The 12,526-nt window shown below is 41.8% G+C and carries 8 protein-coding genes; 2 read left to right on the top strand and 6 right to left on the bottom strand.

The window, feature by feature from the left end; all coding sequences use genetic code 11:
- Position 1 precedes the first annotated feature (1 nt).
- The 6 genes from KZP23_RS01800 to KZP23_RS01775 all read right to left on the bottom strand — a co-directional run bounded on the left by KZP23_RS01800 (position 2) and on the right by KZP23_RS01775 (position 5,947).
- Entirely contained in the window at positions 2-805 is an 804-nt protein-coding gene (locus KZP23_RS01800; RefSeq protein ID WP_226334447.1) for a hypothetical protein, read from the bottom strand.
- On the bottom strand, positions 798-1,367 hold the full coding sequence (locus tag KZP23_RS01795) for an RNA polymerase sigma factor (RefSeq protein ID WP_226334446.1): 570 nt from the start codon (positions 1,365-1,367) through the stop codon (positions 798-800). Before KZP23_RS01795 ends, KZP23_RS01800 begins: the two co-directional genes overlap by 8 nt.
- Before the next feature lie 269 nt (positions 1,368-1,636).
- Complete coding sequence (locus tag KZP23_RS01790; RefSeq protein ID WP_226334445.1) at positions 1,637-2,119, bottom strand: carboxypeptidase-like regulatory domain-containing protein; 483 nt, start codon at positions 2,117-2,119, stop codon at positions 1,637-1,639.
- 63 nt (positions 2,120-2,182) lie between these two features.
- Positions 2,183-3,583 (bottom strand): MBL fold metallo-hydrolase RNA specificity domain-containing protein, encoded by a 1,401-nt coding sequence (locus KZP23_RS01785; RefSeq protein WP_226334444.1) that lies wholly within the window; start codon positions 3,581-3,583, stop codon positions 2,183-2,185.
- Positions 3,584-3,696: 113 nt separating this feature from the next.
- Complete coding sequence (locus KZP23_RS01780; protein ID WP_226334443.1) at positions 3,697-5,613, bottom strand: PspC domain-containing protein; 1,917 nt, start codon at positions 5,611-5,613, stop codon at positions 3,697-3,699.
- A gap of 4 nt (positions 5,614-5,617) precedes the next feature.
- Complete coding sequence (locus KZP23_RS01775) at positions 5,618-5,947, bottom strand: PadR family transcriptional regulator (RefSeq protein WP_226334442.1); 330 nt, start codon at positions 5,945-5,947, stop codon at positions 5,618-5,620.
- Between the two features lie 452 nt (positions 5,948-6,399).
- On the opposite strand from KZP23_RS01775, the gene KZP23_RS01770 reads away from it, so the two are divergent.
- Positions 6,400-7,488 (top strand): putative type IX sorting system protein PorV2, encoded by a 1,089-nt coding sequence (locus KZP23_RS01770; protein WP_226336464.1) that lies wholly within the window; start codon positions 6,400-6,402, stop codon positions 7,486-7,488.
- Positions 7,489-7,498: 10 nt separating this feature from the next.
- Positions 7,499-12,526, top strand: coding sequence for a putative type IX secretion system sortase PorU2 (gene porU2 / locus KZP23_RS01765; RefSeq protein ID WP_226334441.1), 5,028 nt, complete (start codon positions 7,499-7,501; stop codon positions 12,524-12,526).

Raw genomic sequence — 12,526 nt, 5'->3', positions numbered from 1 at the left:
CTTAGTTTTCCTCTTTTTTACTGATCAATGAGGCAAATAAATTGTTTTTTGCATCTTGTAAGTTGGCATAACCTTCGTCTACTTTGCCGAGTAATCCTCCTAGGGTATTGATGGTGTCACCTATTTCTGTGACCAATTTTTCTTTTTTTGGTTTTTCGGAAATTCCACTGGATTTGATTTTTACGGTATAGGTCACTGCTTCTCTTTTAATAGCTTTAGGGCTGTTTTCTACAATTAATTCTTCCGTTTTGGGCGCTTCTTCTCCAAGCCCCTCTACCATATCAAGTTCCTTATTAATGCTGATTTCAGGAGCAGCCTCAAAGCTTCTTTGTTTTGATTCGGCCACTAAAGGACTTTCTTTATGTTTTTCTGTTTCTTGTTCATGCTGTGCAGTAAGGGGAGCCTTTTTTATGACTGATCGAATGTTCTTATCTGGAGTCCTGGTTGATTTACTAACATCATTGTCTTTGTTGGACGTGTTGTTTACTTTTTCTTCTTGCTTGGGGACTTCTGTCGAAGGGAGGTTTTGTTCTGGAATGATTTCTTCTTGAACAACAGGGTTTGTGTCGGTAAGCAGAACCGTATTTTCATTTCTTTGGCTTAGATCACTACGCCAGAGCAGTATAGTAAATACAAATAGAGCAATAAGCATGGCCGCAAAGCTGATCCATATGGGCCTTTTGGATTTCTTTTGGGGGCTTAGCTGAGCATCTAACTTTTCCCAAGCTAGTGTGCTAGGTTTTTCTTGATGTTCTTTCAGCTTATTGCTGAAAAGTGCATCTATAGGGTGTTTTTGCTTATCCATTGATACTCCTTTCTTTTAATTGTAATTGGGCGATTTTTTGCTTGAGCAATGCCCTGGCCCTGCTCAATTGGGATTTGGAGGTGTTTTCGGTGATTCCCAAAAGCGCAGCGATTTCGGCATGCGTATAACCTTCTATTGCATAGAGGTTAAAAACCGTTTTATAGCCTATGGGTAATTCTCCTATCATGTCCATGAGTTCATTGGCTTCCAAGTCCACGAATTCGTACTGGGTATTGTCTGAAACCAAATCATGTTCAAGATGAACTTCCATGGATAATTTTTGATTTTTTCTCAGTGTCAGCAGTGATTGGGTAACGATGATGCGTTTCATCCAACCTTCAAAACTGCCTTTGTGCTCAAACTGTGGAAGCTTGTCAAATATTTTCATAAAGCCTTCAATCATCACATCCTCCGCCATGTCCCTATCTTTGATATAGCGATGACAGATCACTAAAAACTTTCCAGCATACTGATCATATAGTTGCTTCTGGGCATTTCTGTTTCCCTTTAAGCAAGCTTTGATGATGTCAGCTTCTGTTGTAAAAGTTTTTCTTATCAACATGATGTTTGTTTTCCTTCGACAAAGACGGATTTAGAGGTCTCCGGTAATCCGCCATTTTGCTAACACTTGACCAAGGCTATCTCCAATGTGCGGGTTTCAATAAGGTAGATACAATTTACGCAAAAAGGGTTGCACCGCTTTATGAAAAAAATCGCAAAAATTTAAATCTTGGATTTTCAGTCGCTAAAAATGGCTGAGTGAGAACAATAAAAAAATCGCATCAGGAATCATCCTAGATGCGATCCAATTGTTTTTCAGTTAGGGGAAGGTTAATATGTGGCCTTGTAGTTTATTAAAATTTCCATTTGGGACCATTCTCCATCGACCACTTCGACTGGCTGGATAAAGGTGTCCAGGTCAAATACATTGGCAAAGTAACCACCTTCTTCAACTGTAAATACGGAATAGGTGCCCGGAGGAAGTCCAATGACAAAGCTGCCATCTTCGTCGGTTTCAATTTCAGCCACCATTGGGGTTTCAATTTCGGTAAAAAGTAGGTCCCCCATTTTTGCTTTATTGATATGGGTTCGTTCATAGATTCTTATTTTTCGCTTTACCTTTTCTCTAGGAGGTTTTTCCGGAACGGTGTTGCCCTCTGAAATGGAAGGCATCAGGTTACCTTCCACCCAATAGACCTGTCCCATGATGCCCTGGGTATCTACTCTTTGTGCCTTACATCCGAATAAAAATGAAGCAAGGCCAAGGGTTAAAAATGAGTAGGCCATGGTTCTTAAAATTTGCTTGGTTTTCATGTGGTATATGTTATGTGAAATAATGCTAGTTGAATGATTACTAACATAAATTATGCCCTTATGCTAGATTCCCTTAAATATTTCAAAGGATTCAAGATAGTCGGGGACCAAGGTGTTCCAACCATAATTTTCATGGAGGGTGGTGGCAAAGGCTTCTGCAGATTCTTTTTCACCATGAATGACAAATGTCATTTTGGGTTTTTCGGCAATGCAATCCGTCCATTTTAAGAGCTCACTCTCATCAGCATGCGCACTGAGTCCCTCGATATAATAGATAGATGCTCTTACCTCTACATCCAGCCCATACATGTGGGAATACTTGTTGCCATCTAAAAGTTTTCTTCCCCTAGTGCCTTCAGCTTGGTAGCCGACAAAGATAAAACTGTCCTTTTCGTTGGGGAGGCGGTTGTATAAATGGTGAACAATACGTCCCCCCGTAGCCATGCCACTGGCAGAAATGATAATGGCATCACCGCTGAAATGGTTCAAGGACATGGATGATTCCTGACTTTGGTAGTAATGGAGGTTTTTATGGGCAAATGGATTGGAGTTCTCCTCTTGTAAAGAAGGACCTAACCTGTGGTAATGGATATAGTCTTTGTAGAGCTTGGTGACGTCTATGGCCATAGGACTGTCCACATAGATAGGGATCTGGGGTATTTTCCCTTTTTGTTGAAGTTTAAAAAGGTAATAGAGGATCAATTGTGTCCTGCCCACTGCAAAAGAGGGGATGACTGAAACTCCACCTTTTTGATAGGTATCATTAATGGCCGCTGCCAAGGTCAATTCTGGGCTGCCTTCTACATGAAGCCGGTTTCCATAGGTAGATTCAATAAAAAGTATATCGGCTTTGGGAATTCCAATTGGAGGATTTAGGATGGGATCATTATACCTGCCGATATCTCCTGAAAATACAATTGTTTTGCGCTGCGTGTCTCCATGGAGTTTGAGTTTCAAACTGGCAGCACCCAAAATATGGCCGGCATTGTAAGCTGTTAAGCTGACATTGCCCGTTAGGCTTACTTCTTCATCAAATTCTATGGGCTGTAGCTGACCAAAAACATTTTCAGCATCTTCTACAGTATATAAGGGCTCTGGTTTTTCATGTCTTGAATAGCCTTTTTTTCGGGCATATTCCGCTTCTTCTTCCTGGAGTTTTCCAGAGTCCATTAGGAGTATTTTGACCAGGTCCAGGCTGGGTTTGGTTAATATGATCTGGCCTTTGAAGCCTTCTTTGACCAATTTGGGAAGATAGCCGGAATGGTCTATATGAGCATGTGTCAGGAGAACAATGTCTATTGATTTTGGGTCGATGGGGAATTCATCCCAGTTCCTTTTTCGAATTTCCTTGACTCCCTGAAAAAGACCACAGTCCACCAAAATAGTCGTGTCATCAATCTCCAATAAATACCGGGACCCTGTTACGGTTTGTGCCCCGCCTAAAAATTTTACCCTAACATCCATAGTTCTTAAATATTTACTTAAGATAACTAAAAAAACACAAAAAAGAACCAAAATAGAAAAAGCAAGATAGACCCCTACCTTGCTTTTCTGAAATTAAATCAACGCATAAAAGATTATTTATTCATAAAGAATTTCTGTTTGAACCTTTCTTTGGAGGTGCTGTCCGCTGGGGTGTTTTTATGTTCGCTTTCACAGGTCAGGCATAGCATTCCCTCTTCATTGAATACCCAATAATTTTTATCATTGATATCCTTCAGCTTATAACCATTGGCATAAACGGTGTTGCGGATCATGGAAATCAATGATTTTTCTATGATAAATGGCTGGTTATAGGGGATATATAGGGTTTGCCATAAGTTTTGTCCTCTAAACTTGCTCATGGATGAAAATTCCAAAGACCTGTTGAAGTTGATGACTGAGTCCTGTATATCATAATTGTATTGAATGTCCTTGGCATTTTGGTTAGCATCCTGCTTGCTCCTGCCCTGGGACTTGAAGTCTTGGGACAGGTAGGCGAGACTATCCTGTGTGCCTTTTAATTCTATATGAACCAAATCTAGCTCGTTAAGGTCCATTTCATCTTCATTGGCACCTATGACCCAAATGGACGGGGGAAGATCCAATTTTGTTTGGACGGTATGACTTCCTTCACTTTTAAACTGCACAATTGTTTTAGGTATCTGGAAAGCACAAATCATGATACTGAGCAGCCAGATGCCAAAGGTGACCAGCCCAAATCTGGAATCTATCAAGCTTCTCCTTATCAAGACACTGATGCCCAAAAGCGTGATCACGATACCGGGAACCAAGACCACTGTACTTGCTGCTATGGCCAGCCAAACCGGGGCCAGTTCGGAAATCAGTTCTACGGGTACATTGTCAATCAAATGCCTGAAGCTATCATTGGTGAAGAATTCGAAATAGGCCCCCAGAAAAGCCAGTGGTACCAAAGTAATGATCAGGCCGATAAAGAAGATGATCAGCCCAAAGACCACTCGGATCACATCAAGGATGAACTTTCCGAAGGGGCCCAAGGCCTTTCCCAGTTTATCGATGATTTTACCTAGAAAACGAAAGGGAGCTAACCATGCCTTTTGACTTTCTGTGGCAGGACGGATGTCCGGAATCTGACGATTCTGTATGATGGTGCTTTCTATATTGCTCAAGGTGATTTCTCCTCCTTTCATCTTTATTCTTTCGGTAATGGATTTGGCCAGAGGCGTGATTATCCAAAGGATCAGATAAATCACAAAACCGGCACCTCCTGCAAATATCAGCCCCACAAATGCCAGTCTGGCCCAAAGTACCTCTATGTCGAAATAGGCGGCCAGTCCACTGCAAACACCTCCGATAACCCGGTCATCGGGATTTCTGTAGAGTTTTTTGATTTTTTTATCTTCTGGTTCTTCATAAGAAACAGGGAGAATTACCCATAGTACTATATAGGCCAAAACTGCCCACCAACCCAAGGAAATAGAGAAGTCCCATTCCCAAGGAAAGAAATCAAAATTGCTGAAGGAGAATTTTCCACTGAAGAGCAATAGTATGGCCACTAATCTGGTCCAAAGCGGGTCAATGGCCAGGTAATTGGCAAGGCCAGCACAGACGCCTCCCAAGATCTTACTCTTTTCAAGACGGCTCAGCTTTTTATAGCCTGTGGCAGCGCCCTGATCTGGAGGAGTGATGTATTTGTAAAATTCATTGTGGTCCTCCTCTCTTGTGGAATTGTCTCTATTATGCTCCTCCGTTTCAATTTCGTTTTCCTCTACTGCTTTAAAATCAGCGATGGTCCCCATCTTTTCAATGAGCTTGTCCACATTTTCCGCAGTGATAACTTGTTTGTTGTTTTTGAGATTGGAAAGGAATATTTCGGCAATTCGATTTTCTATATCCTTGATGATTTCCTGGTTGTCCTCATAATGCGAGAAGTGCTTGTTGATCGACTCCAAGTATCTTTTCAAGTTGTCATAGCCATCCTCCTCGATATGAAAAAGGATACCGCTGATATTTATGCTGATAGTTTTTTTCATGATCTTAATTTTTGGAAGTGATTAATGTGGTGGATTGAACCAGGTCGTGCCAGGTTTCGTTGAGCTTGCCCAAAAACTCGTTTCCTTCCGGGGTGATTGAGTAATATTTTCTCGGAGGGCCAGACTCTGATTCTACCCATTTGTAGGAAACCAAAGCAGCTGTTTTGAGCCTGTTCAGTAAGGGATAGAGTGTGCCTTCCACCACTATCAGCTTAGCCTCTGTAAGTTCTTCTATCATGTCGGAGGCGTAAACTTCCCCTCTCGATATGATGTGCAATATGCAGAATTCCAAAATTCCTTTGCGCATTTGTACTTGGGTGTTTGATGCTTTCATCTATGTTTGTTTTTATAAAGATGAAACAAGAATGATTGATGATTAACCATTGCTATCTCATGATGTGCATGATCCATTTAACTTCTCTCTACTATACCGAAAAATAATACCAAAGTTAACTAAGCTACCTTGTTATACCTATTTCCTTGTTAAATAAGGATTCTTATTATATATAGATTGTGTGTTAAGTATTTGTTAAATAGGGCTTTAGTGGTTTTTTTGGAGCGTTGAAGCCTTGTGGGGCGATTTTTTTATATACAAAAAATATTTTTTTCACTTTACCTGACCAAGTATAATGTGTATATCTAATGAACATAACTTGTTCGATCGTGAACAGTGTTCATCTGATGATTAAGGGTAGAAATTTGAAAGTTGGATTCGTTTCATATTGAATTATTTTTTACTTTGCATAGGTGGAAAAAAACAGAAAAAAAGGTTTTCAGCATTGTTTTTTGGGGCTGATATTACTTTTGGCTATTGTGGAAGGGAGAGCACAGGGAATCACTCCAAAGTATTCCAATGAATTTATGAATATTGGTGTGGGGGCCAGGGCATTGGGAATGGGAGGGGCACAGGTGTCGGCCGTGAGGGATGTTACAGCTGCTTATTGGAATCCCGCTGCCCTTTTGGGAATACAGCATCAATATGAGTTTTCACTTATGCATGCTGAGTATTTTGCGGGGATTGCGAAATACGATTATGCAGGCTTTTCCACCAATATAGAGGAAGATAATCAAATAGCGATTTCCCTGATCCGCTTTGGGGTGGATGATATACCGGATACCCGTTTTTTGTATGATGCCAATGGCGCCCTTAATTATGATAATATCCAGTTTTTCAATGCTGCTGATTATGCCCTGATGCTTTCTTATGCAAGGGATATCAGTGATGTGTTTAAAGCAGGAATCAATACGAAAATCATACATAGGAATGTAGGGAAGTTTGCCAAGGCATGGGGTTTTGGTTTTGATGTGGGAGGGATGTTCTTTTTGGAGGAATGGAAGCTGGGGATCATGTTGAAAGATATCACCACTACTTTCAATGCCTGGTCCCATAATGCAGAAATGGTACGGGAGGTATATGCAGGGACAAATAATGAAGTACCTACCAATACCATTGAGTTAACATTGCCCCGGGCCATCATCAGCCTGTCCAAGGAACTGGATATACAGGATATGATTACTTTGCAGGCAGCTTTGGACTTGGACATGACCTTTGATGGCCGAAGAAATACCTTGATCCAAACCGACTTGATGAGTATGGATCCCCGCTTAGGCTTGGAAATAGGGTATAGGTCTGTGGCTTATTTACGTGGGGGAATAAGCAATTTTCAGTATACCAGGGATTTTGATGGAAAGAAATCCCTCGCCTATAAGCCGAGTTTTGGACTAGGTGTATTGCTCAGTGAAAAGGCCTCTATTGATTATGCATTGACAGATATCGGAGGTGTATCAGAAACACCCTATTCGCATGTATTTAGTCTAAAGGTAAGCCTTGAGCCTTTGGGTGAAGGTTTCAGGCTTTTTAATGGTTGGGATTAAAAGCATATAAATGAATAAAATTATACTGGTTTTTACGCTTTTACTGGGATGTGCCCGGGTCGCTTTTGGACAAAGTGAATGGATCAACTTTTCCCAAACCTATTATAAAATCAATACAGCCACAAATGGACTTTACCGACTAAGTTATACCACGCTGTCTGCATCAGGTATGAATGTAGAAGCCATAGACCCCAGGAATATTCAGGTTTTTCACCGTGGTTTGGAGGTGGCGATCTATGTGCATGGGCAAGAAGATGGCCGGTTTGATGCAGGTGATTATATTGAATTGATTGGGGAAAGGAATGATGGGCGTTCCGATGTGAAATTATATCCAGAGCCCGATCAGATGGGTAATCCTTATTATAATAACCACAGTGATGCCACTGCATTTTTTCTTACAGTGTCCAATGGCCAATCAGGCAAAAGAGTCAATGAAAGGGTGATAAATTCCCTTGCTCCTGAATTAAGTTCGTACAGGACCGAAATAGTACAAGTTTTTGCAGATCAATATGCATTGGGACAGACCTATTCCTTGGGAGTACATCTCGGGATTTACGACAAAGGCCAAGGTTGGTCAGGAAGAGCAGTGACCCGGAACAATAATATTGACCTTAGTTATAAAGATTTGGGAACTGTAGCCAATCCTTCCCAGCCTAGTTTGGACTTGGGGATTTTGGGTAGGTCTGATGCTCCCCATGAAGTGGAGATCATGGTGGGGCCCAATACCGATCAACTAAGGTTTTTGGAAAAGGTGAGTTTTGAGGCCTTTGAGATTTATCAATTGACTGCCGGTTTGATGGGCAGTGATATTGGGGAAGATGGAAGGTTTGTCGTACGGGCAAGACCGGTAGGAACCTCAGGTTCATCTGATAATATCTCCATAAGTTATGTCAAGTTGACCTATGATAAACAGGTAAGTCAAGTCCCTCAGGATGCGACGCCGATCTGGGTGGGACAGGGAGAAAGTACCCTTTCTTTTTCCCATGAAGGAGAACAAGTCCTGGCTTATGATATAAGTGATTTATATCATCCCATAAAGCTGGAAAAAGAAGAGACCGCTAGCACAGTGAGCATTCCGGCCGGATCTGTTAGTGGGGAAGCAAAACTATTGGTGCTTTCTGAAAAGGAGGTCATAGAGCCCAATGTACTGGAAAAAGTACGGTTCAGGAACCTATTGGCACGAAGTGCCGACTATATTATTCTGAGTCACCCTAGCTTAATGCAGCCTACTTCGATCAATACTGATCCGGTCAAAGCATATGCTGCGTACCGCCATTCCCCTGCGGGTGGAGCTTATGATACCTTGGTGGTCACAGCAGAAGAACTGTATAATCAATTTAATTACGGGGAAAAATCACCTTTGGGTATCAAAGAGTTTATGAGACAATTTTCGGCCAAATATGAACCGAAATTCTTATTGCTGCTTGGGAGGGCTTATGGCATGTACAATGCTGCCAACTCAGGCGGGCAAAGGTACTTTTATAGAGATAGGCCAGAGATTTTCAGTATTCAGGACCTGGTGCCTACTTATGGTTATCCCTATAATGATAATCGGTTTGTCATGGGCTTTGATCCTGAAGATCCGCTGAAGAAAACGATTGGTGTGGGACGGATTCCAGCCAGAACCCCGGAGCAGGTCAATGATTATTTGGCCAAAGTAAAGGAAAAGGATGCCTTGGGTGCAAGTGAAGCATGGCAAAAGGAGATTATACATTTGAGCGGAGGTTTATCCGCTTTCGAGCTTGAAAGGTATTATAATTTTCTTTTGGGCTATAAAAGCATAGCAGAAAGCGTGTTTTTTGGAGGCAATGTGACCACTTTTAGGAAGCGCTCAAATACACCTGTTGAGCTGATCAATATCTCAGAAAAGGTCAATGAAGGAGCGAGTATGGTGACCTTTTTTGGCCATGCAGGTACCTCTACCACAGATATTGATGTAGGCTTTGTTAGTGTGGATGAATTGGGCTATGACAATAAAGGAAAATACCCATTTCTGCTGATGAATGGCTGTGATGCCGGTAATGCTTTTGGAGGAGCCTATACCTTTGGCGAAGATTGGATTTTGACGCCTGATCGTGGGGCTTCCAATTTTTTGGCCCATGCCAGTGTAGGAGTAGATGTCTATTTGAGAAGGTATTCCGAATCCTTCTATCGAAAGGCATTGGCAGATTCCTCCATGAACTATAAAGCTATCGGGACCATAAAGTGTGAGGTAGAGGATTATTTCTACAAGCGATACGGTACCTCCCCCATTAATCAATCACATGCCAATCAAATGGTCATGTTAGGAGATCCTGCAGTAAAGCTTTTTCCAGCGGATAAGGTGGACTATTCTTTGGATGAAAACGAGGTGTTTTTCCGGGATTTTAATGGAGAACCGATTAATTCCCTGACAGATTCCATCGATCTTTCTTTTGTGATCAGGAATATTGGCAGGGTGGATTTAGATACGGTGGATTTTAAGATCAGCAGGACCCTGCCTGATGGGACGGTTATTCCTTATGATGCAGTGGAACTGGCCCCCATTTATTATAGAGACACAGTACATTTTACGGTGCCCAATATTGGCTTGGTGTCTTCAGGTGAAAATGTGTTCAGCCTTACCGTCAATTCCCAAAAAGTGGTTCCTGAAATGACCTTTGCCAACAATACCATAGTGATCAATAAGTTTATTGAATCCAGTGGTACCCAAAATTTGAGTCCTTTGAATTATGCCATACATCAGCAACAGCAGGTAGAAATGATCGCCCAAGTACCTGGGAAGTCCACTGAGGACAGGGTACTGGTGATGCAATTGGATACGGCTCCTGATTTTAATTCGGCATGGCGAAAAGAGTCCCGAGTGACCACTAGAAATATAGCTACCTGGCAGGAAAATTTAGGAGACAAAGTCAGTGGTTCAGATTCTGTTACCTTTTATTGGCGAACCAGGTTTTTGGAAAGCAAGGAAGGTGAAAGTGCTGAATGGACCCGCAGTAGTTTTACTTATATACCTAATGGACCTGAAGGGTGGACCCAGCAGGAATTTGCCCAATTGGGTGAAAATCAAATCAAAAATATGGACTTGGACCAGCAGGCGGGACAGTGGAGATATCAGGGCACCAAGGTGGATATGGATGTGATGACCTTTGGTTCCAGGACAGAGGGCCTGAGCTATGGGCAGGTCCAGATAGAGTTAAATGGGACAGCCTATAATATTGACATGAACCTGAGAAGGTGTACCAATGGCTCCTTTGGCTTGATGGCCTTTGATCAAAGAAGCCTGTCTCCTTATTTGGTTATTCCCTTGACCAATTTTGATGTGTTGGATGGAAAGAGCTGTGGCAAGACGCCGCAGATCATTCAAAATATTAGGAATTCTTGGATAACAGGAGCAGGGCAAACCATGCTCTTGGACTATATAGATGGGCTAAAAGAAGGGGATTATGTGATTATTTTTTCTGTGGGGGCAGTTGATTTTGAAAACTGGCCAGATGAGGCATTTCTGAAAATGAAGGAAATCGGGGCCAATGAAGCAACTTTAAGAAATATGAAAAATGGGGAGCCTTATATTCTATTTGGAAGAAAGGGGATGCGTCCCGGTGAGGCTCAGGAAATTTTGGCCGATAAGGATGCTGCATTGCCTGCTGATGAGCAGGTGATTACTTTCCAGACACAAATGAAGGGCTTTTATGATCAGGGCACTGTGGAAGTAGAGAGAATTGGGCCGGCATCTTCTTGGGATACATTTTATAATCATACGGTACCGGGTAGTTCAATTAATGTGGAGGATTTTGTGTTCGATGTGATAGGTGTAAGCAGGGAGGGAAACGAAGAGGTTTTGTTTGATAATATTAGGGAGGAAGCGCTCAGGCTTCAGGACATCAATGCGGAAGCTTATCCATATTTGCGTTTAAAATATGAGGTAAAGGAATCAGAAACAGAAATCCCACAACAGTTGAGGAGCTGGCAGGTCAATTATACCGGGGTGCCGGAAGGGGTGTTGATTTTGCAATCTAAAGAAGATGAATTCCAGCTACAGGAAGGCGAAGAGGCCACCGTTAAGTTTGAATTTGTCAATATCTCCAACTATGATTTTACAGATTCACTTAAGGTGGAGTATGGGCTTCAAAATAAAACCAATAATACGGTCAAAAAAGAGACATTCAAGATTCCGGCAGTAAAAGCAGGTGAAAGGTATGCCTTTGAGATTACTTTTTCTTCATTGGGAGAGGTCGGAAAAAACTCCATGAATGTTTTTGCCAATCCAAGAGAGTATCTGGAGCAATCGTACAAGAATAATATATTGGACTTGGCAGATTATTTTATTGTAGAAAAGGATGATCAAAATCCCGTTTTGGATGTGAATTTTGATGGGGCCTATATCATGGACGGGGATATAGTGTCGCCAAATGTGATGATTACGGCATTGGTGAAAGATGAAAATAGCGCACTGCTCAAGCAGGATACTACTGGAATGGAAGTGTATTTAAAGCGAAGTTGTGAAGGATGTGATTTTGAAAGGATTTCATTTAGCCATCCAGCCTTAAAGTGGTTTGAAGAATCTGATAATTCTGATTTTAAACTGGAGTATCAGCCAGGACCATTAGAGGATGGGATATATACCTTGAGGGTAAATGCAGTGGATGCTTCCGGTAATAAAGCCGGGGAGAAGCCTTATGAAGTGAGTTTTGAGGTAATCAATGAATCTACCATCACCCATTTTTATCCATATCCCAATCCTTTTAGTACCAGTGTGCGCTTTGTGTTTACGGTAACTGGAATGGCTCCGCCAGATCAAATCAAGATTCAAATATTGACAGTTACAGGCAAGGTGGTTAGGGAAATCTTACAGGAGGAACTCGGTCCGATTAAGATTGGAAATAATATCTCTGAATATGCTTGGGATGGAAAGGATGAGTTTGGCGATCAATTGGCCAATGGTGTCTATATATATCGTGTACTTGTCAGGAAAGATGGGCAGTTTGTGGAGCATAGGGCGACAGCTGCTGATAAGGCCTTCAAGAAGGGATATGGCAAGATGTATTTGTTGAGGTAG

The organism is Echinicola marina, assembly GCF_020463795.1.
GTDB lineage: Bacteria > Bacteroidota > Bacteroidia > Cytophagales > Cyclobacteriaceae > Echinicola > Echinicola marina.
The sequence above is the reverse complement of the archived record's forward strand: the minus strand, read 5'-3'. Positions and strand labels throughout refer to the sequence as shown.